General features: G+C 40.6%; 21 protein-coding genes and 1 other annotated feature. Of the genes, 5 read left to right on the top strand and 16 right to left on the bottom strand.

Features of this window, described 5'->3' with window-relative positions; all coding sequences use genetic code 11:
* Positions 1 to 63: 63 nt before the first annotated feature.
* A complete protein-coding gene (locus ACNAN0_RS04610) occupies positions 64 to 747 on the bottom strand; it encodes an LPXTG cell wall anchor domain-containing protein (RefSeq protein ID WP_416353996.1) in 684 nt (227 codons plus the stop codon).
* A 117-nt stretch (positions 748 to 864) separates the two neighbouring features.
* The gene (locus ACNAN0_RS04605) at positions 865 to 1,782 is read right to left on the bottom strand and encodes a magnesium transporter CorA family protein (RefSeq protein WP_416353995.1); all 918 of its coding nucleotides are present in this window, start codon (positions 1,780 to 1,782) and stop codon (positions 865 to 867) included.
* A gap of 113 nt (positions 1,783 to 1,895) precedes the next feature.
* Positions 1,896 to 2,142, top strand: a binding site (T-box leader).
* Positions 2,143 to 2,273: 131 nt separating this feature from the next.
* On the opposite strand from ACNAN0_RS04605, the gene brnQ reads away from it, so the two are divergent.
* Together brnQ and ACNAN0_RS04595 are read left to right on the top strand one after the other, a co-directional pair.
* Positions 2,274 to 3,656: a branched-chain amino acid transport system II carrier protein gene (gene brnQ / locus ACNAN0_RS04600; RefSeq protein ID WP_416353994.1), complete on the top strand. Its 1,383-nt coding sequence runs from the start codon at positions 2,274 to 2,276 to the stop codon at positions 3,654 to 3,656.
* A gap of 69 nt (positions 3,657 to 3,725) precedes the next feature.
* Positions 3,726 to 4,007, top strand: a complete 282-nt coding sequence (locus ACNAN0_RS04595) for a putative quinol monooxygenase (RefSeq protein WP_416353993.1) — start codon at positions 3,726 to 3,728, stop codon at positions 4,005 to 4,007.
* Between the two features lie 153 nt (positions 4,008 to 4,160).
* On the opposite strand, the gene ACNAN0_RS04590 is transcribed toward ACNAN0_RS04595, so the two are convergent.
* Together ACNAN0_RS04590 and ACNAN0_RS04585 are read right to left on the bottom strand one after the other, a co-directional pair.
* Positions 4,161 to 5,036: a hypothetical protein gene (locus ACNAN0_RS04590; protein WP_416353992.1), complete on the bottom strand. Its 876-nt coding sequence runs from the start codon at positions 5,034 to 5,036 to the stop codon at positions 4,161 to 4,163.
* Between the two features lie 231 nt (positions 5,037 to 5,267).
* A complete protein-coding gene (locus ACNAN0_RS04585; RefSeq protein ID WP_230913947.1) occupies positions 5,268 to 5,675 on the bottom strand; it encodes an iron-sulfur cluster biosynthesis family protein in 408 nt (135 codons plus the stop codon).
* Between the two features lie 198 nt (positions 5,676 to 5,873).
* Here ACNAN0_RS04585 and nrdI point away from each other — a divergent pair, with 198 nt between their 5' ends.
* The gene (nrdI, locus tag ACNAN0_RS04580; RefSeq protein ID WP_416354171.1) at positions 5,874 to 6,326 is read left to right on the top strand and encodes a class Ib ribonucleoside-diphosphate reductase assembly flavoprotein NrdI; all 453 of its coding nucleotides are present in this window, start codon (positions 5,874 to 5,876) and stop codon (positions 6,324 to 6,326) included.
* A gap of 289 nt (positions 6,327 to 6,615) precedes the next feature.
* Positions 6,616 to 7,224 carry a LysM peptidoglycan-binding domain-containing protein gene (locus ACNAN0_RS04575; RefSeq protein ID WP_416353991.1) on the top strand — a complete coding sequence of 203 codons (609 nt, stop codon included), beginning with the start codon at positions 6,616 to 6,618 and terminating at the stop codon, positions 7,222 to 7,224.
* A gap of 269 nt (positions 7,225 to 7,493) precedes the next feature.
* Here ACNAN0_RS04575 and hemH read toward each other — a convergent pair whose 3' ends face one another.
* The 6 genes from hemH to ACNAN0_RS04545 all read right to left on the bottom strand — a co-directional run bounded on the left by hemH (position 7,494) and on the right by ACNAN0_RS04545 (position 13,989).
* A complete protein-coding gene (hemH, locus tag ACNAN0_RS04570; protein ID WP_230913949.1) occupies positions 7,494 to 8,423 on the bottom strand; it encodes a ferrochelatase in 930 nt (309 codons plus the stop codon).
* A complete protein-coding gene (locus ACNAN0_RS04565) occupies positions 8,420 to 9,799 on the bottom strand; it encodes an MFS transporter (RefSeq protein ID WP_230913950.1) in 1,380 nt (459 codons plus the stop codon). The genes hemH and ACNAN0_RS04565 overlap by 4 nt, the downstream gene beginning before the upstream one ends.
* A 6-nt stretch (positions 9,800 to 9,805) precedes the next feature.
* The gene (hemQ, locus tag ACNAN0_RS04560; protein WP_230913951.1) at positions 9,806 to 10,561 is read right to left on the bottom strand and encodes a hydrogen peroxide-dependent heme synthase; all 756 of its coding nucleotides are present in this window, start codon (positions 10,559 to 10,561) and stop codon (positions 9,806 to 9,808) included.
* Between the two features lie 124 nt (positions 10,562 to 10,685).
* Positions 10,686 to 11,927, bottom strand: a complete 1,242-nt coding sequence (locus tag ACNAN0_RS04555; protein WP_230913952.1) for a DUF389 domain-containing protein — start codon at positions 11,925 to 11,927, stop codon at positions 10,686 to 10,688.
* A 297-nt stretch (positions 11,928 to 12,224) separates the two neighbouring features.
* Positions 12,225 to 13,148: a cysteine synthase A gene (gene cysK / locus ACNAN0_RS04550; RefSeq protein ID WP_230913953.1), complete on the bottom strand. Its 924-nt coding sequence runs from the start codon at positions 13,146 to 13,148 to the stop codon at positions 12,225 to 12,227.
* Between the two features lie 34 nt (positions 13,149 to 13,182).
* Entirely contained in the window at positions 13,183 to 13,989 is an 807-nt protein-coding gene (locus ACNAN0_RS04545; protein ID WP_230913954.1) for a homoserine O-acetyltransferase/O-succinyltransferase family protein, read from the bottom strand.
* An 80-nt stretch (positions 13,990 to 14,069) separates the two neighbouring features.
* On the opposite strand from ACNAN0_RS04545, the gene ACNAN0_RS04540 reads away from it, so the two are divergent.
* A complete protein-coding gene (locus ACNAN0_RS04540; RefSeq protein ID WP_230913955.1) occupies positions 14,070 to 14,522 on the top strand; it encodes a GNAT family N-acetyltransferase in 453 nt (150 codons plus the stop codon).
* On the opposite strand, the gene ACNAN0_RS04535 is transcribed toward ACNAN0_RS04540, so the two are convergent.
* The 6 genes from ACNAN0_RS04535 to ACNAN0_RS04510 form a co-directional block, all read right to left on the bottom strand.
* Positions 14,519 to 15,412 (bottom strand): polysaccharide deacetylase family protein, encoded by an 894-nt coding sequence (locus ACNAN0_RS04535; RefSeq protein ID WP_230913956.1) that lies wholly within the window; start codon positions 15,410 to 15,412, stop codon positions 14,519 to 14,521. The genes ACNAN0_RS04540 and ACNAN0_RS04535 overlap by 4 nt on opposite strands.
* Positions 15,413 to 15,511: 99 nt before the next feature.
* Complete coding sequence (locus tag ACNAN0_RS04530; protein ID WP_416353990.1) at positions 15,512 to 16,852, bottom strand: (Fe-S)-binding protein; 1,341 nt, start codon at positions 16,850 to 16,852, stop codon at positions 15,512 to 15,514.
* Positions 16,853 to 16,870: 18 nt separating this feature from the next.
* Positions 16,871 to 18,244, bottom strand: a complete 1,374-nt coding sequence (locus tag ACNAN0_RS04525; protein WP_230913958.1) for an FAD-linked oxidase C-terminal domain-containing protein — start codon at positions 18,242 to 18,244, stop codon at positions 16,871 to 16,873.
* Positions 18,245 to 18,627: 383 nt separating this feature from the next.
* Positions 18,628 to 19,011 (bottom strand): hypothetical protein, encoded by a 384-nt coding sequence (locus tag ACNAN0_RS04520; protein ID WP_230913959.1) that lies wholly within the window; start codon positions 19,009 to 19,011, stop codon positions 18,628 to 18,630.
* Between the two features lie 264 nt (positions 19,012 to 19,275).
* A complete protein-coding gene (locus tag ACNAN0_RS04515; RefSeq protein WP_230913960.1) occupies positions 19,276 to 20,007 on the bottom strand; it encodes a DUF4811 domain-containing protein in 732 nt (243 codons plus the stop codon).
* Entirely contained in the window at positions 20,007 to 21,470 is a 1,464-nt protein-coding gene (locus ACNAN0_RS04510; RefSeq protein ID WP_230913961.1) for an MDR family MFS transporter, read from the bottom strand. Before ACNAN0_RS04510 ends, ACNAN0_RS04515 begins: the two co-directional genes overlap by 1 nt.
* Positions 21,471 to 21,602: the final 132 nt, after the last annotated feature.

Raw genomic sequence — 21,602 nt, 5'->3', positions numbered from 1 at the left:
TTAGATGCCTTAGTTGTGGGCCCTTTTTAATTTAATTCAACCATTAGGTGCTTGCGTTTGATTCTAAGAATCAGTTGTTGTTTTTTTCCAATAGGCACGTATGATCAGTATCCCTACAATCAATATTTCCATTCCAATCACGACTAACAAATAATTTTGAACTTCGCCTGTTTGTGGTAAGCGACCCATCAGCGATTGTAAATACGTTCCGTTGCGGCCAACGTTATCATTATCCTCTTTAGGCGGCGTTTGCCGGGTGGGTGTAGTTGTTGCAGGTGCTGCAGTGGTAAAGGTTCCCGCTCCTGGCCCTGCTGTGATTGGCTGATTTGGCGTAACGTTTTGCACCCTAGAAGTACCTCCGCCATTATTATCATTAGGTACTTTGGTTTCGGTAGCTGTGGTATCTTTAGGATTGACGGTTCCTGGCGTTGGAACAGTATTGCCAGACCCTGGTGTCAGTTTATTACTAGAATTGTTATTGTGTTTCGCATCATCTGCGGATTGATTTGTTTCTTTACCCGACTGTGAGGTGTCAGTACCAGTCGGCGTTGGATTTTTCTGTGTTGAGGTTGCATCATCATCCTCGTGCCACTGCTCATCATCCGAAGATGATCCAGCTGGCAAAATCGAAAATTCAACTGTACTTGTTTCTGCTTGCACAACAGCATGGTTCAAATAGAAAAAATTACCAAAAAACAATATAAAAATAACTAAGAAATAATAAAGTGGATTTCTTCGTTGTGGCATTGACAATCAGCCTCCTCGTCATATGACAAGTTTGTTTTGCAATGTCCCCTATCTCTCAGCCTAATTATAGTACATCAAAATATAATAAACAATTATTAAAGTTTGATTATTTATAATTTATAAGTCACGTCGCCGATAAAGGTGCCAAATCATGATGCCAACGCCCGCCAAAGACAAAATAATTGTAAATAACCACGAAAAGGGCTGCTTAGCTAGCGGCAATTTAACATTCATGCCATAGAAACCTGAGATTATTGGTGGAATTGCTAAAATAATTGACCAAACCGTTAAAAAGCGCATCGTTTCATTTAGATTATTATTTAAGATATTGTTATAAGCATTAGAAACACGATCGATCACATCTGTCGCTAATTGAGCCATATCTTGAGCCTGTTCCAACTCAATAATCGCATCTTTTAAATGACTGCGTTCAAAATCCTTCAATTCGATCAATTGATCTTTACCTTCAGCTGATAACTTAAATTGCCGCACCGCTACCAAATTATTATTCGTTGCAGTTGTTAAATAGACCAAACTCTTGCCTAACTCGGTGAGTTGGTTGATTGCTTTATTGGTTGGTCGGCCTTTACGATTCTCCAATTTTGTCCGCCGATCATTGATGGCATCAATTGCGTCGAAAAACTGTTCCGTCAATAAAGTCAGCAATTGATACAAAACCGATAATGTTGAGCTAGTTGTTTCTTCTTCGATTAATTTTAAAACAGCAGCTTTTATCTGGGCCATATCTTGACCACCATGAAGCTGAATGGCAAACAAATCTGTATCATCACAAATAAACGCAATTGGAACGGTCCCATAACCCAACTTATTATCATGATGAATGATGCGAAAAATCAGCAGCCAAAAACCCGAATCAGCATCATATTCTAGTCTGGCACGTTCCTTAACATCTCGCGTGTATTTTAAAAATTTCTTTGGCAGCTGATATTTCTCTAACAGCGTTTTACCCCGATCTTGAGATAAATCTGTCAAATAGTGCCAATGCTGTTTATCAAATTGCACTGTTTCACTCATAGGCGTCCTCCTTGTCCATAGCTGTCTTTTATTTTACAATATCGCCGAGAAAATCTAAAAAACGGCTTGACATAGGATATGAATAAAATTATACTACTGTTAACAATTGATTAATAAATGCTGTGAGACAGAAGAGTAGTCTTAAGCCCTGTCAGCGAGCTTCGTTAGGTGCAAGGAAGCCTTTAAGCTTAAGATGAAAATCCCTGTTGAGCTAGATACTGAAGTGCCAGTAAGTATCTTGGGGACACCCATTATCGTGTTAGCGCATCGTGTTATCTGTGCGTGAATCGAGGCAGCGATAGATCCATATCGCTGTAAATTAAGGTGGTACCACGTTGGATTATTCTAATCGTCCTTTAATGAAGTAAAGAATTTATTTCATTAGAGGGCGTTTTTTTATTGTCAAGGAGATGGTTTCATGGAAGATCAGATTCAGATTATCAGCAATTATTTCAAGCATCAACGACAATACTATGAGGAGCGATTTTCACATGAAAAGCTTAGAGGAACGGCAGCTATCTGCCAAAGACTATTTTGTAGTTAGTTCATTATTATTTGGTTTATTTTTCGGTGCGGGCAATTTAATTTTTCCCCTACATTTAGGACAACTAGCAGGCGGTCATTGGCTGACCGCTGCCCTAGGTTTCTTAGTCACCGCAGTGGTACTGCCATTGTTATCTGTACTTGCAATTAGTGTCACGCATTCTGAAGGTGTTTATGATATTGGCAAACCTCTGGGGCCAGCTTTCGCATTAGCTTTCATGGTCTTAATTCATGCAACGATCGGCCCACTTTTTGGGACACCACGGACGGCAACGATTCCTTTTTCCGTAGGGGTACAACCATTGCTTCCAAATCAGTTAACCCATGTCGGTCTACTGATCTTTTCAGCGCTTTTCTTTGGTGCAGCTTACTTATTCTCATACAAGCAAAACCGCATTATGGCAAGTGTAGGTAAAGTCTTAAATCCACTGTTTCTATTACTATTATTTTTTGTTTTCTTTTTAGGCTTTGTTAAACCACTAGGCACGGCTTCCGCGCAAGTTTCAACCACTGCATACCAACATGCGTCATTTTTTAACGGCTTCTTACAAGGTTACAACACAATGGATGCTTTGGCAGGATTAGCTTTTGGAGTTACCGTGGTTACTGCGGTAAAGGGTCTTGGTGTCCATAAATCTAGTCGTGTTTCCCTTGTTACTGCCAAAGCTGGTGTTTTTGCCACCGGAACGATCGGTTTGATTTATCTTGGTTTGATTGTAATGGGTGCAACTTCTTTAGCCTATTTTAAAGTCTCAGCTGATGGCGGAGTCGTATTCGATCAAATTGTGACCCACTATATGGGTGCCTTTGGTCACGCTGTTCTAGCAACTCTGCTAACAGTGACTTGCTTGACCACAGCTATCGGTCTAGTAGCCGCTTTTGCCCAAGACTTCCATAAACATTTCTCTAAAGTCAGCTACCGAACTTGGTTGGGACTTATGTGTGCCGCTTCATTCTTAACTGCTAACTTTGGTCTTGATCAAATCATTGCTTGGTCAACACCAATGCTCATGTTCTTATATCCGTTTGCGATGGTTTTGATCTTACTATCTTTGACATCACCATTATTTCATCGTGATTCAGTTGTATACTTCTTTGTTGTCTTATTCACGGCAATTCCAGCTTTATCTGATATGGTCGTTGCTTTCCCGGCTGTCGTCAGTCAAAGTACTTTTGGTAAAGGGGTTGCTCGTTTGCAGCAATACTTGCCGTTTGCAAATATGGGCATGGATTGGGTCGTTCCTGCTTTGGTCGGCTTAGCCTTAGGGTTGACGGTTCATTTTGTTCGTGTCGCCGCCGCCCAACGCTCCGAAAGTATGGAACAAAATTAAAACTAATTGAAACCTACTTTTCCAGCAGCTTTATTTATGTGATAATTGGCTTGGAAAGGATGCGTATCTATGAAAGTTATCAACGTTGCATTGAAAGTAAAACCAGATCAATTATCGGCTTATGAAACCTTTATCGCAGATCTCGTCACTGGATCGCGGGCAGAAAGTGGTAATTTGAGCTATGGGCACTACAAAAAACTTGGCACAGACAATGAATATGAAATTATCGAGCATTGGCAAGATGAAGCAGCTGTCGCGGCACATAACCAAACACCACACTTTCAGAAGTTTCTCAATGAAGTCGATCAATACCTTGTAGCTGAACCAGAAATTTTAAGAATGACTTTATAATTCGGTTGGGACCATTTAAGTTAGTCGGTGCAATTTTAATAGAGGGACGACAACAAAAATAATATTTTGCTGGCGCCCCTCTATTTGTTTGCGGAAAATTTTATTTTAACCGGGTTCCAAAAGACAATACCTTCACCCAATGGAAAAGTTAAGCTAGTTAGCTTTGCTAGCCTGACGATGATAAATCAAACTCGTGATGAGTACCAAAATAAGACCACCAACAATAAAAATACCACTGAGCATATAAACTCGCCCAACTGCCTTATCGATCCAACTATCTAATATACCTTGCAATTGGCGGCTTATGTTTGTCACAGTTGGGATCAAACGCATACGTGCTAAGAACGTGCCCACTCCACTGATCAATGCGCCCCCAGTAAGCCCATAGCCTAAGTACCGCAAACCCAGGGTTATACTAGCGGCATTTAACAAAATAATCACTAGACAAACAATTGCAATCATACCTGTGACGATCATTGCCATTTGAATCGCCTTTTTGATAGTTTGCAAGCGTTGGCTCAATGCTGTTGCCTGGGGTTGTATATTTCGATCCAGATAATTTTTAATTGTGCCATCGAGCTCACTTAAAATCGAATCTAAATTAACATTTAATAAGGTGTCCGGAATCAGTGTTTTGATTTTTTCACGAATAATTGCCTGAATCGTTGTTGTTGGGACCGGATCAGTTTGACCTTGATACACATTATGGATCGTTTTATCAGCAATCTGCACAACAGAGGGTTGATCGATCAGATGACCTGTTATTTCCTGAGATAGGCCATTTTGAGTCCCAGATTGATTGATCTGCTGCTGTAACTCAGTCACCAATGCTTTTTGATTTTTGGGCTGGTTAACGACTGACTGAGTAAACGACTCATTTAGCACCGTTTTGTGTGCTAGGTATGTCCCCACAAAACCTGCAAAGGTAAACATCAAAATAATTGTAAATACCCATAATAATGCACGGTGTTTGGTGCCTCCAGTTCGATTGTTGTTTCCTTGCTTAGACGTGCGGCGTGTGGCATCCATAGAATCCTTCTTTCAAAAATTACTAACTTAATTAGTATAGCATTTCTGCAATCGCGCAAGCAGGTCAAAACAAATTAGATTTAAAATGTTATAATAAAGTTCCTTGGCAGGGGCACTACTTTAGCATTTTTAAATGCGATTAAAGTAAAAGAAAAGTAGCTGAAAACATACATTCGTTTTCAGCTACTTTTCATATACAATTATTAATGTGATTTAATCATGTCTGTGCATCTAGCAGATTTTACCGCCAAGATCGTTCATTTCTTTGCGCCGAGCGTCGCTTTGACTTAATGCTGCCTGATCAACTTTTGTAACGGTCACCCCACCATCAATCAAGCCACCATCATCTTTCAATACCAAACCGGCATTTTTATAATCCAAACTCAACCCATTACCTAAATATGGCTTTTCACCATCAGAAATATATAATTGATAATCAGTGTTATTTTCAACAGGTGTCTGATAGTCGTCATCGGCATGTGTTCCAACAACTAGCTGAAACTTATTGCCAATCGCACACGACCCGCCTAATTTGGAAAATTTACTAGAACCATCGTCTGTAGCCAAGAAGACATAGCTTCCTGAATCAATTTTATCGGCTAAATAAGCTCGAGCAGCCGCTTTAATGTTAATTTGCATTTGACGCCCTCCTCTTAAACTAAAGTGACAAATACCACTAAAATAAATTGTATACAATTTATTTTCTAACATTATTGTATGCGCCTAAGGTCAGAGATGCAAGTATTTCACCTCAAGCCATCTAACTTAACAACCCTTAACTTCTATAAAAATAACTGCTATAGTTTTATTATCCCTAGGAAAGTGTGATTTTATATGATGAACATTCTCTACATATCTATTTCAGGCAATACGCGTGCGTTTGTTAAAAACCTACAAGACTACGCAACGGCACAGCATCAGCATGACCAAAATCATCCCGAAATTCATTTAAAAGAGATCAGTGAAGCTTCACCAGAAACTCAAGAAAATGAAGATTTTTTTTGTTTTGTGCCAACTTATCTTGAAGGTGGCAACGGCATTGACAATGGGACAGAAGAGATCATGACAAATGCCATGCGCGAATATATTGAATACGGCGACAATGCCAGTCACTGTCTGGGCATCGTTGGCAGCGGCAACAAGAATTTTAATAACCAATATTGCTTGACTGCTAAGCAATATGCGGCAGAATTTCATGCCCCTTTCATCACTGATTATGAACTTCGCGGCACAAAAGATGATGTTGCTCGAATTTATCAAATTTTGGAAACACAATCGATCAAAAACTAACTTTTTTGAAAAAAATTACGATATATCGAGTATTTTTTAAGACGCTTTCATGAAAAACTTTAAACATTTGTGCACAAGCCATTTAATTCAAAATCCTATTTTATCAGGATTTTGAATTTTTTTATTTCTTTTTAGTAACAAAACAGACGTTCGCGTCATTCAATATTAACGCTTCTGTAACGTGTTTGTTACATTAACCAGTTATTCTATAGCTCGTAACTTTGACGAACGCGTTTGTCGATTGAGTTACTGTCGTTAGCAACTCAAGAGAAGAAGGAGTTTTATATTCATGAAAAAACAAGCACTAGTAGGTTTACTATTCGCCGGTACAATTGCATTGACAGCATTAGGTGCAAACCAAGCAGAAGCTGCAGTCGACAATGGCAACGGCACAGTAACGGTCGAGGCTGGTGACACTTACATGAGCATCGCCGGTAAATACGGCATGCAAGTTTCCGCATTGGAACAATTGAACAACCGTGAAGTTGGCGGTTTTGACTTAATTTACCCAGGTGAATTAGTTCATGTAACCGGCGCTGCTCAAGCAGTCCAAGCACAATCCACTACCGTTGAACAGGCCCCTCAAAGCACAGCAGCGCAAGCAACAAATACTGCGAACACAAGTGCTTCAAATGCTGGAACTTATAAAATTTCATTTTATGATCCAGCTGTCTTAGGCTCAAACATGGGCTACGGTGGTGTTGCTGCGAACCTATCTGTTTTCCCTAGAGGGACTCATTTACGTATCACCCTTGCAGACGGGACGGTCTTAGACCGAGTGGTAAACGATACTGGTACTTTTGCTTATAGCAACCCACAACAGTTGGATGTCGCAATGCCAAATAGCGCTATTCCAAGTTATGGTGTGACTTCAGCTACAGTTCAAGTGATCGGCTAATTTGAATTATATTAGAGTGAGACAAAAGGTGCCCAGCGCCCAAGCATCATCAAGAATTACGAAAAATGGTGGACTTTCCGTTTGAGCCATTCGTCGTTGAGTGAGGGCGTTGCCTTTTGGAACACGTTTAAGATACAAGCGTCCTTGAAACAATCAGGGCCGTAGACAAAACGTTGATTTTGTCCCGCCCCCATTATATTTAATAAATCAAAAAATCGTCATTCTCAGGTATATCAAACATCTGAGAATGACGGTTTTTTAGTTAGCATTTAAGATTCCATCGTGTACAATCGTTCAACTTCGGATTCTAGCGCATTGATCAAGGGCTCATCAGCATTTGGCATCCGTAGTCGTGTTAACGTCCCCCCACTATTTTCAATCGCAGCTTTCAATTCGATGTCTACGTCATAACGAATCTCAAGATTATCACTAATAAAACCGATCGAAGCAGAAACAATATGTTTAAAACCTTTATTTTGAATCAAATCTTTGGCAACCTCGACGAAGTCCGGCCCGATCCACTGGTCGCCAGTTCGGCCGGCACTTTGCCAGGCAATCGTATATTGATTTGCCTTTAAGTCAGCCGCAGCAGCAATCGCATGAATATTTGCTTCAATTTGTGCTTTATAAGGATCCCCAGTTTCAATAATTTTTAGTGGCAAACTGTGTGCACTAAAGATAACTTGCGTGGTTTCTTGTTCGGTCAGTGATGCTAAGTCAGTCAGTTGATCACTCCAAAAATGGATCAAATCATCATTTTCCCACCAACTCTTAGCTGGAATATATTTGATGCCATCATAGGCTGCTAGAGCTGCTTTCGCACGATTATGGTAATCTTCTGTCGAAAAAGTCGAATAATGTGGCGCAAGTGGTATGCCATAGATGGTTTGGATGCCTTGACTTGCGATTTGATCGACGGCATCTTTGATGAATGGGTGAATATATTTCAAGCCAACAAAAACCTCGTACTGATCAGGAAACGTCTTGTTCAACTTTTTCTGCAATGCATCAGCCTGAGCTTGAGTAATTTTTGCTAACGGCGATGTGCCACCGATCGCTTTGTAGCGTGCAACCAAGTCATTATAAAGCTCTGGGGTTGGTTGATGGTTATGCCGAATATTCGTATAGTACGCCATAATATCTGTTAAGTCATAAGGTGTCCCATAAGCCATCAATAAAATTGCCTTTTTATGATTCATATTTTTTCTTCTTTCTTGAATGGAATAAGACTTGTGATCAGGATACTTAGTACCGCAATGACAACTAATAAAATGAAAATACCTTGATACATCTTGGCCCCTGTCTGACCATGATTAAAATTAAGTTGAATCACTGAAGCATAAATCAAAGGTGCGATCGTCGCACCAATTTTTTTGGTCGTAGATAGACCACCAATCGCTTGCATATGATTGCCTTGACCAGCCATTCTACCAGCGATAACTTGCAGTGGTGCCGACATAAAGCTACCTAACCCGATACCCAAGAAAAATGAAACGGCAGCAAAGAATCCCAAGTTTTCTAAGTTAAGCGCAAGTAATAAGCCCGACAATCCGATAATACTTGCCGCAACGATCAGTGTCTTTTTATTACCTAGTTTATCCACTAATAAACCGCCGATCCACGAGCCAATCACACTACCCAATCCGGTAATAACTAAAGTCATTCCAGAAAGACGCATTGGTAATTGAAAAACCGTATGGATATAGGTTGGAATGTAAATAAAAACAGAAAACAAAGTGCCGCCTAATAGACCAAGCAAAAGTGTTAAACTATAAGCTGACTTTTTCAATAATTGAATCGGTAAAAATGGCAGTTGGTCAGCTTTGACATGATGTTCAGCACGTAGGAATAACCCCAAACTAATCAAGCCTATAAAAACTAAAGCGTAAATTGCATAGCTATAAAGATTGAAGCGCTGGGCAAAAGTCAGTATTAACATAATGCAAGTCATAAACACGGTAAACGTAGATAGACCAAAGAAGTCAGTTCGCCAAGTATTAGTTTGAGTCTCATTATCCAAAATATACCAGACTAGTAAAAATAAAATTGCGATGAACGGTAACAGACTGTAATAAAATGTCCGCCAATTTTCGGTCATAGCGAGCGTCAGACCCACGAAAATGGGTCCAAAAATTGAAGATAAGCCAGATACGATGCCAACAACGGACACACGTCGACCTTGGCGTTGATGATTTGAACTATGTAACATAATATTGATCGATAAAACGATAATGCCACAATCCCCCAAAGCCTGAATGAAACGTCCGAGCAACAATACAGGATATATTGGTGCAGAAGCAGTTAGCAACGTCCCAATAAACCAAATAATGAGCTCACCCAGGAATACTTTTTTTGCCCCATGAATATCGGATAAGTTTGATGCAATCGGTGTCCCGACCACCAACCCTAATGTATAAATACCTGCGATCCAAGAAGCGGTGATGGAACTCAAATCAAAAGCCTTGGTAATTGAGGGCAATAGTGTTGAAACCGTACCGCCATCTAATTGAGAAATAAAAACGGCAATTGCATAAATCCAAAAGTGCGTTCGAATTTTCCCCATTGTATTGATCACACTAAATCATGCCTCCCAACCTGATAAAAAGAAATGATCCAATTGTTCAAAGTCTAAATGCGTGCCAATGACAAAATAAGGAAATTCACCATAAACGGAACTAGCCTCATAATAGCGCATCTCGGCAATAATTTTTTTGAACATCAATGGTGTATCAGCAAACAAAGTTACCCCCCATTCATAATCATCTAACCCAATAGATCCAGTAATATATTGCCAAATTTTACCAGCATAGGTTCTACCAACAACGCCATGGTCATGCATATATTGTTGCCGCTGTTCATAAGTTAAGGTATACCAGTTAGCCCCCGGAACACGTAACTTAGACATCGGATAAAAGCAAATATAAGGTTTCTGTGGTAATTCTGGTTTTAAATGTTTATTAACATAAGCCCAGCCCTTTTCTGACTTAGGCTTGCCGGTGTAGGTACCTACTTCGGTGACAGATACGTAAGAACGCCCCCGTTTGAGACAATCAAATAATGGCAATTTTGCTAACTCAAGTTCAATTTCATTCAATTCATCTAATGTTTCTCTTAAAATCATCAAGCCCAAATCGCCCTTATGTCCAGAAACATTAAATAAATAATGACTGCCCTGTCCCTGAGCTTCCTGATCTGAATATTGCTGCAGTAGCTTTTGAAACTGTTGGACCCTGGCCTGCTTTGTATCTGCTGGTAGTTGCCGCCACTTTGAGGTCTCAATTGACCACAATAAATGCATGCAATACCATCCCTCTAATGTTTCAACAGGTTTCTCCATAAAAAAATCCCCCTTTAAATAAATTAATAGTAATTATTATCTGTCACAACAATTATTATAACCATTTTGGGAGGGGTTTCACAATATGTTTTGCAAATTTATTTATAACTAGCACAGCGTACTGCTATGGTTTCGTTGCCACCTGTGCTGTCATTTTCTTACTAATAATCGTTTCCGTGTACGTTTTTATTTGACGCTTAACTTCAGTAGATGTCTGAGGCTTGACTGTCACAACTAAATTTTGTTGATCCCTGGAAACTGAATCAATCATATCGGGATATTTTGAATCTAATAATTCTTGTAATTTAGAAGCTGAATCGACACCTCGTTGGACAACGGTGCCATATTGGTCGCTTAATTTCGACTGATTGTCTTTGACATATTGTTTCATTTGCTGTGCTGTCACAAATTTATCACTTTGAAATTGAGTCAGTTTGAGTTTTTGTTCGCCTAATTGGAATTTTTTTAATTCATGTTCCAATTGATCGATTTTTTTAGAATTCAAATAAGGGCCGATCACAGTTAACTCAATTTGTTGGTTTGCCGAATCAATTGTTTGATCGGTTACCACATAGTCAGATAACTCTACGTTAATAAAACTATTTAAATGCTGTTCATTCAATGATTTTTGAACGAGACTTGCACCTGAATAAATACTTGGTACTGAAATGATCATGGCGATCGCCAATAGAATCAATCTTTTTTTGAGCGACATCGCTTTTTGATCGCGATGAGATAAACTAAAAAGCGCCGTAGCTAGAATTGTCACGAACATAATGAAAAATACATTCAATAAGAATAAATAACCGGCGCCAATGGCAATTTTCCAATCTTGATAGACTAACCCAAATGAAACTGTACATAGTGGCGGCATCAACGCCGTAGCGATAGCAACACCAACAATGATATTATTAGAGTCTTTTTTGGCCTTGGCGATGATACCGGCTAACCCACCAAAGATGGCTATCATAATATCCCAGACTGTTGGATTACTACGGCTGATAATTTGTTGACCAGCATCGTTTAACGGTGAGATCCAAAAATACAGCATTGAAGCACCTAGGGCAGTAACAACTTCTAAGACAAAAAGTTTGACTGCTTTAGCTGTCAACCTCAAATCTTGGCTGCCAATGCCATAGCCCATACCTAAAATAGGATCCATTAACGGAGAAATCAGCATAGCTCCGATAATTGCTGGCGTTGAATTTAAATTCAACCCCACGCAGGCAATAACGATCGAACAGACTAAAATCACAAAATTGATCCAATTGAAAATGAGCCCTTTACGAATTCCTTGATCAATATTTTCTGATTTCTGAAATACTCTTTCCATGGCTTCACCCATATTATCACCTCGCCTATTCATTATATGATAGCTACCAGCACTACTCTGAACCTGATTGAATGAACATGATATTATCAGTCCTCAAAAAAGGTGACGTGGCTGGGACAAAATTAACGTTTTGTTTTCAGCCACTATGTGTTTACGAACAATTAAATTTTTAAACGTGTGCCAAAAGGCAACACCCTCACCTAACCACGAATGGCTCAAATGGCAAGCCCACCATTTTTCGCAATTCTTGTTAGTGCTCAGGTGCTGAGCGCCTTTTGTCTCACTCTCACCACCTATTAATTACGAACAGTTTTGGTTTAAATGTATGCTCTAAAAGTTAAACAAGTCCGTGGACAAATAGCGTTCGCCATTATCTGGTGCTATGGTAACAACTGATTTTCCAGCGCCTAATTTTTTAGCCAATTCAACGGCACCAAAAATATTAGCACCAGCAGAGATGCCTGGCAAAAAGCCTTCTTCATGACTTACTTTCCGGGCCATTTCAAGTGCTTGCTCACTAGTCACTTCTACAATATCATCATAAAGCTGGGTATCTAGAACTTTAGGAATAAAGCCCGCACTAATACCTTGGATCTTATGTTTACCACCGTGACCTTCTTTTAGCATGGGCGATTCGGCTGCTTCCAATGCATAGATCTTAACATTAGGATTGACTTTGCGTAAAGCCTTGCCGACGCCTGTCAAAGTTCCACCAGTACCCACGCCAGCGACGAAAGCATCCGGCGTTTTACCTTCAAAAGCGGCGATAATTTCTGGACCCGTTGTTTGCTCATGAATATCTGGATTAGCAGGATTGTCAAACTGCATCGGCATGAAGTAGCCATGTTCTTGTGCCAATGTTTCAGCTTTTTTGATTGCGCCAGGCATACCATCAGCCCCTGGTGTCAAAATTAATTCAGCCCCATAGCCCTGCATCAACTTACGGCGTTCAATACTCATTGTCTCTGGCATTGTGATAATCAAATGATAGCCTTTTGCGGCTGCTACCATTGCTAAGCCAATACCCGTATTACCTGACGTTGGCTCAATAATCGTTTGACCCGCTTTTAAGTTGCCCGTCTGTTCTGCCTTCATGATCATGGCCGCCGCGATTCGATCTTTGACGGAACCACCAGGATTAAAGAATTCCAATTTAACATAGACATCAGCACTCTCTGCTGGCACCACCTGATTTAGCTTGACTAACGGTGTGTTGCCAATCAATTCAGTAATATTATTTGCAGCTTTGACCATACTTAAAACCTCCAATTATCAAACGTTCTGACAGTTATCTACCAACATTTCCCTGCACTAATTTCAGCCAATTGTAAAAAAAGTGTCGTTGCGTATCCCGCCATAGAAATTGTGGCCCGCTTAAATGATCTGGATCTTTAAAATAATGAACCGGTTTGCGATAAGTACGCTCTGGATGAGCAGCGGTCTCGCGTTGATATTCTGCTAATAGCCCTTTTTGCCCGTATTCCAGATGCGCAAACTCAAAAACCTCACTGGCATCATGATTTTCAACCAATAACAGCTGTCCTTGCTTAGAAACAGCTCGTAGTTTAAGTTGGGGCTGTTGCTCAATCTCACTTGGAGACATCTCGGCATAGCGCGCATGCGGTGCTAAAAAGCCTTCCTGCAACCCTGCCAATAACGGACTGGGTGTCACAATATGATGGGGATAAACGCCAAACAGCTTATGGGGCAAATTGTGTTTGTGAATCCCATATAATTCATGTAACGCCACCATGCCGCCCCAACATAAATATAACCGGTTAGGCAGCTGCTGCAAGACCTGCAAAAGCTCACGAATTTCCTGAATATAAGTGATAGCCGCAAAATCGATTGTTTCCAACGGTGCACCAGTAATAATGAAGGCATCCAAGCGCGCCACCGCCTTAAGATCTAGTGGCTGTAATAATTGTTTGACATCATTTGGCACAGATCGACCGCGATAGTGTAATGTGGGATAATAAAAGTGCAATTGAACGGGTATCTCAAAATGCGATAAAGCCTGCGTCAAGTCAAACTTCGTTGCCGCCTTATCATGCATGACATTAAGAACACCTATCTGTAAGGTTCGTTTCGACACAAAGCTTCCCTCCTCTTGCACACACACCTATCTTACGCAAAAACCAAATTTTTATCAAAAAATTAATACTAGGAGCCCTCATGAAAATTAAAATATTTTTCCAAGATCAAGCTGACTTTATGGATATCTTATTAATTGGTGATGAACAGGCTGAGATGGTCCAAAGATACTTAAATCAAGGCCCATTATTTGCCCTCTTTGACGAGCAACGTTTGCTTGGCGTTGCTCTGGCTGTACCCCAGTCAGAAAAAACATTAGAACTTAAAAACATTGCCATTGTTCCGGCAAAACAGCACCAGGGGTTTGGCCGCCAACTGATGCAGGCAGTGGAAAACTATGCTAAAAATCAAGGCTACCAAACTTTAACCCTGGGAACAGGTGAAAGCCCCTTGACCTTGCCTTTCTATCAAAAACTCGGCTACCAATATAGTCATCGCATCAAAAACTTCTTTAAACAAAATTATGACCATCCCATTATTGAGGGTGGCCATGAATTAAAAGATATGATTTATTTGTCAAAAACGCTACATTAAAAACCGGTCCGCAACAAGTTTAAATATTGATCCCGGGTAACGCCCGGATTGATGCGTACCCGATCTAGTGTCAGTAACCCTTGGCTCGCTTGAGCTAAACCTTCTTTAGTTGTCACACCTAATTGATAGCCCGCTTGTTGGGCCATCGCCGGTGTTTCTGGTGTTGTCCGGCCAACTGGATAAGCAATAGCCATCGTGCGCTGATGTAATACGTGATCTAGTTCCTGTTTAGAATTAGTCAATTCTTGCTGCTGCACATTCGGTGCTAAAGTTGGCAATTCTTTATGTGAAACAGTATGACTCTCAATGCTAATGCCATTAGCCTTTAATGTTTTCAAGTCATTGATACTCAAAGAATCCCCCAACATTTGATAGCCTGTCACATCGTTGATTGTGGCATGGATGTGCAGTGCCTTAAAAATCGGCAGTCCTTGAATCAAATTATCACGATAACCATCATCAAAAGTGATCCAGACGATTTTATCGGCTGGTTTTTTATTGGTCGTTAATACCAAATAAGCTTCTTCTGGCGTAAGTGTATCATAACCCTCTTGCTTTAACCATGTCATTTGCTGACGTAATTGTTCTGGTGGCATCCGCAAAGAATTACCCGTTGAAATACTATGATACATTAAAATTGGTAATTGTACGGGGCCGTTTACTTTTTGCCAGCCATGAGTTGGATCAGCTTCAGCCCGTGCCTTGGCTTGATCTTGCCGCGCACGTAGCTGTGCTAATGCCACTTCATGCTGGTAGACCGCCCGATGATTCAAGCGTTCCAACTGTGTCTGCCTTGCATAATTACGTTCATCCTGACTGTGGTACCCCAAATAAGCACCTAACGTCAGCACAATTACTGCCAAAATCACCCAAAATACTTTTCGCCTCATGATTGTCCTTATCCCTTACTTATTTTCTGGGACTATCATAACAGGATTACCGCACTGATGCCAAAAATATGAGTATCTTTTTAGAAAAATAAAAATGGTTTAATGATGGTAACGGGTATAATTTACCGCATCTAATAAGAAATCAGTCATAGATTGTACTTGAACTTGACCCGCCAAACCAGCACGTTCGACACCTAAACGCATTTGCATAAAACAGCCAGGATTGGCTGTAATGATGCGCTGTACTTTTGGAATAGCAGCGACCTTAGCCATTTTCCGTTCCAAAATATGACCGGATGCGTCTGGCTCAACCATATTATAGATACCTCCAGAACCACAGCAGCTCACCCGTGCTTCCATTTCCACCAAATGAACACCCTTGATAGCCCGTAATAATTGGCGTGGCTCTGCTGCAACTTTCATCACATTTTGTTGGTGGCAGGAATCTTGGAAAGTGACGGTCATTTCTGGTAATGCCAAATGAAATTGGTCTAAGCCTACCAGTGCTAAAATCTGCGTGACGTCTTTGACTTTGGCTGCAAAAGCTTGCGCCCGCGGTAACCAGTCAGGATCATCAGCTAGCAAGCGCGGATATTCAATCAATTCGGCTTCACATCCGCCTGCGTTGTTAACGATGAAATCAACATCTAAATTCTCAAAAGCCGCAATGTTTTGACGAGCCAAATCACGAGCCATTGCCTTTTCACCACTATGATCAGATAAAGCACCACAACAAATCTGCTGTTTTGGTGAAACCACTTCACAGCCGACCAGTTCTAATAAAATTTTTGACGTGCTATTGGTTCGCTTAAACATGGAACCCATTAAACAACCTTCAAAGAAAGCAACTTTATATTTCTTTGGTGGTAGATCCGCTTGATATTTGGCAGCATCAACCGGCTGCTTGTAGGTATGAACATCTGGAACCACAGCCTCCATTGCTTTCAAACTGGCTGGAAACAAATTCATGATCCGCATGGCGTGGGTCAATTTCTGTAAACCGCTGCTTTGATAAAATGAGACAAAATCGGCGACAAAGTTCAAGCGACCCGGATGGGGAAACAAGCCGCGTACCGTCATAGCGCGAATGACTTTTTCTTTGATCGATTGTTTATGATGATCAATCAAAATTTGCTTGGCAGTTTCGATCAATTCACCATATGCCACGCCAGAAGGGCAAACCGCCTCACAAGACCGACAATCCAAACATAGCTCGATACTACGATAGAAATCTTCATCAGGTTCTTTTTCACCGTCAGCTACTGCCTTCATTAAGGCAATCCGCCCCCGAGGTGAATGGGACTCTTTAAAACCAGATGTAATATACGTGGGACAAGTTGGCAGACAAAAACCACAACGCATACACTGCAATAATTTATCTCGATCCATGCGCGCATCAAATGCTTGTTGGATCTCAGTTTTAGGCTGACGCACTGTCATAGTAAACCCTCCCTAGGTTTAATAAAGCTTTTGTGGATTTAAAATATTATCTGGATCTAATGCTGCTTTGATGGCGCGATCGGCACGCATGCCACCAGCACCTAATTTCCAAGGTAAATAGGGTAATTTAGCTAAACCGACCCCATGTTCACCGGTAACGGTGCCGCCCAATTCGATCGTCTTTTGATAGATTTCAGCAAACGCTTGGTGGACCCGTTTCATTTCCGCTTCGTCACGTAGATCCGTCAAACACGTCGGATGCATATTGCCATCACCCGCATGCCCAAAGGTACCGATGTATAGTTGATATTTTTGGGCGGTTTCATTAATAAAATTGACCAAGGCCGCAATCTCTGAGCGCGGTACCGTGGCATCTTCCAAAACCGTTGTTGGTTTGACACGAGCTAATGCCGAAAGCGCTGTCCGGCGCGCCGCCATCAATTGTGCGCCGTGGGCTTCATCCCTGGCGACTTGCACATCAATGGCGGCACCATCACGACAAATTGCGGCCATTGTTTCAATATCGGCATCGATCTCACGCGGATGCCCATCTTGTTGAATCAATAGCATCGCAGCCGCATCTGTCGGCAAACCCACATGGGCAAAATCCTCTACTGCCTTAATCGTCACTTGATCTAAAAATTCCATCGTAGCCGGGGTGATTTTAGCCGCAATGATGTCACTGACCGATTGGGCCGCCGCCGTCATCGTTCGATAGGTCGCAATCATGGTCTTATTTGCCTCTGGCTTAGGCATTAATTTCAAGATAGCCTTGGTAATAATGCCCAAAGTTCCCTCAGAGCCAATCATTAACTGCGTCAAATTTAATCCAGCCACATCTTTAGTTAGTTTACCGCCGGTTTCGATAACATCACCATTCGCCATCACGACTTCTAACCCCAAAACATAATCTTTGGTAACCCCATATTTTAAAGCACGTAAGCCCCCCGAATTTTCACTGATATTACCGCCAATAGTCGAAATCTGCATAGAACCAGGATCTGGTGGGAAAAATAAGCCACTATCTGCGATATATTGATTAATTTCTTGCGTGATCACGCCAGGCTCAACCGTTAATGTTAAATTTTGCTGATCGAATTCTAAAATTCGATTCATCCGAGTGAAAAGTAAAACAATGCCCCCAGCAATCGGCACTGTGCCACCGCTTAAATTAGAGCCGCTTCCCCGAGCAACGATAGGTACCCTATTATCACGGCACACACTTAAAATTTGAATAATTTCATCTTTGCTTGCTGGCGCTACTACTAGATCGGGCTCATGATGAAACTCCGGACTGGCATCATAACCATAAGTATAAAGATCGGTCGCCTCTGTTTGTATATTTTCCGCACCAACAATGGCTTCAATTGCTTGAATAATTCGCTCCTCCATAAACGCCACCTCCATTTGAATCAATTGCTCAGTGAGTAGGATCAAAATTCAACTAAAGCTTATCATAAAATAAGTTAAAAGTAAGCGTTTACAAAAAAATATAGGGATTGCCCTTAAACTAAGCGTAGGCCAGCCTGTGTTACTAGCAAAAACGTGACCATTTAACACAAACACTTAACTTTTATCTAGGCATTAATCCCCACCCCATTAGTCGGTCTAAAGAAATATGAATAATCCAAACGATAAGTCTTAATTAATATACTAGTCAATACCAATTAAAATGCGCCCAATCTTATAATCGGCTATCTACTATGTTTCACGCACAAAAAATACGCCTATCCCAATAGACGTATCAGCATTTATATGTTATCGAATTTTATAAATTAACTGTTTTCAGAAAGGTAACGCCATCGATACCGATAAAATAATAATAGGGCTAGGCCAAAAGCTAACAAAACAAGCCACCAATTTTGAAATAAAAAAGCACTTAATAATAGTAGGCCTATCGCCATTGGTACAAACCATGCCATGGGCAAATGCATTCGACTTTCAAAATCAGCTGGTGGATCTGGTTGACCCTCACGACCATAACGTAAAATCATATAGCCTAATTTGGCGTAAAAATAAACCTCACTAATGAGCCATATAAGGCCAAAAACAGCAACAACAATGAACAAACCAACATTTTGAGATTCAAATGCAATCAGGCTAACGACAATACTCAACAAAACTGCCAAATATTGATCCTGCTTACTAGTTTTTATCATAAAATTAAATTTCCTAACCAATCACCCACATAACTCCTTCAGTTGAGGCTAATAAAACTTTTAATACAAAATGCTTTTTCAAAAAAATACCACCTTATAGATATTTAAATATTTTAAATATAATAATAGAAGATGGTTGCTGGAACTATTATCTAAATATTCATTGAATAACAACTTAACATTCATAGATTTATTTGTCAAAACAAAAAAACACCATTACTAATCATTTTTAATAATGGTGTTTTTCTATATATATATTTTAACTTACTTTAGACTCATTTGTTCTAATTGTGTTTTAACTTGTTGTGCTGCTTGTGCTTTAGCCTGGGCTTCGATCTTTTGGACAAGCACCTTTTGCTCTTGTGCTGTCATGTTAGGATTTTGCTGCCGAGCTTGCTGCACTTGCTGTTGGATGACCTGCTTCATTTTTGCGGCCATCACTTTTTTCTGATTTTTTGCTTGTTTTTGCAATTTTGCGGTTTGGTTCGTGCTCAAAACAACCCAGGTTTGCGGCACTTTAAATGTATTGGTCCGTTTCTTGTAACGGTTATTACTGCTGGTTCCCGCAAAGAGCAACCGGTAGCCACTATTTTTATACGTATACCGATAAGTGGTTTGTGTTAACACGGGGTGCTGGATCTGGGCACTACGCACGAGTTTATTAGTTACCTTAACATCCGCTGATGTCGTGGTCACTTTCTTTTGCTGCGCATTTGTTTTATAGATAAAGATCTTTTCGTGACCATTCCCCAGAGGTTTATACAATATTGTATTGGTGCCATTGATATTGGCCGCGGCAGTCAAGGGCTTATCCACGACTTCGGTGGTTTCTTTCATGCCCCAATGGAATTGATCATTAGCGACAAACATAGTGATAGCCCCCAACATCAGAACTAATGATAAAGCCACTAAAACTGATTTTAAGATACCGGGTTTAAAACCAATCATGAAGATTGCGAATAAAATGACGCTTAGTATTAATAGGAAGATAATCATTATTTAGCCACCTCCTGATGATTGCGTTTCTCTTTCAAGAAGAAACTGATGGCCAAGCCGACCACACAGAATAAAGCAGCTACGGCAAAGGCAGCATGATAACCACTCAAAACAGAAGCCATAGCCTGGTCTTTGTAAAGTAATGGTGTGGTTTTCAGAACATGTTTTGTAGGCATTTGATTGTTGGTCACATTGGACAATACTGAAATCAAAATAGCGGTCCCCACCGAACTAGCGACCTGGCGCACCGTATTATTGACAGCAGTACCGTGACTGATCAAGTCATAAGATAAGGCATTCATACCAGCAGTTGTCACTGGCATCATAACCATTGAAATCCCAAACATCCGAACGGCATAAAGGATCGTTACTTCGATCATTGGGGTGTTTTCTGTTAAGAATACGAAAGGAATCGTCCCTAATGTCAAAAGTGTTAACCCGGTCATAGCTAAACGTTTAGCGCCTAAGCGGTCAAATAGTTGTCCCGTAATTGGACTCATGATACCGATCATCAACGCTCCAGGTAATAATGTCAATCCAGATTGTAACGCCGTATCACCACGAACCGTCTGCATGTATAGGGGCAATACCATTTCGGCACCGACCATGGCCATATTTACCACGGAACTCAAAATTGCGGAAATTGTAAATGTCCCATTCGTAAAGACCCGCAATTCCAAAAATGGATGTTCCAAACGGAGTTGGCGCCAGCCAAACAGCACAATAAAAATGACCCCGATGATCAAGGTGGAAATGACGATGGCACTGCCCCAACCTTTATCACCAACTTCTGAGAAGCCATATAGTAAGCTGCCAAAGCCGACTGTGGATAGTAAAGCCGATAAAACATCTAGTGTTGGTTTTGATGTTTCTAATACTTTTTTCATGAAGAAAAATGCGGCAAAGATAACTAATCCGGCAATCGGTAGAATCATGCCGAATAAAGTCCGCCAGCTATAATTATCAATGACCCACCCAGATAAAGTTGGGCCAATCGCTGGCGCCAAACCAATGGCTAAGCCGGCCATACCCATGGCTGCACCCCGCCGCTCTGGTGGAAAAATCGAAAGTGATACGGTCTGCATTAAAGGCATAGATAACCCAACACCCATCGCTTCGATCAAACGTCCTGTCAATAAAATGGCAAAACTAGGTGCAATATAACAGATGACCGTGCCAATGAAGAAAATTGTCATCGCTGAAATATAAAGATACTTTGAATTAAACCGATTGATCAAGAATGCACTGATTGGAATCATGATCCCATTGACCAGCAAAAATCCAGTTGTCAGCCACTGAACCGTAGATGTTGAAATATCAAAAGCCTTCATCAAAGTTGGATAGGCTGTTGCCAATAGTGTTTGCGTCAGCACCGTTGTAAACGTACCAACAATGACCGTCATTAATAGCAGCATGCGGTTATAAGGCTTGCCATTAACATCAGTTACTTGTGAATTTGCCATTTATATGCCCTCTTTACTTATTAAAAGTCTGCTGACTAATATAATACTTTCAGAAAACATTGTCAATCAAGTTGACATATAAATAAACAAATTTGACATGGACGTTAAATAACTTATAATTACAGTAGTAAA

The sequence above is a fragment of the Agrilactobacillus fermenti genome, from assembly GCF_047943045.1.
Classification (GTDB): domain Bacteria; phylum Bacillota; class Bacilli; order Lactobacillales; family Lactobacillaceae; genus Agrilactobacillus; species Agrilactobacillus fermenti.
This window is presented reverse-complemented; position numbering and strand designations above follow the sequence as displayed.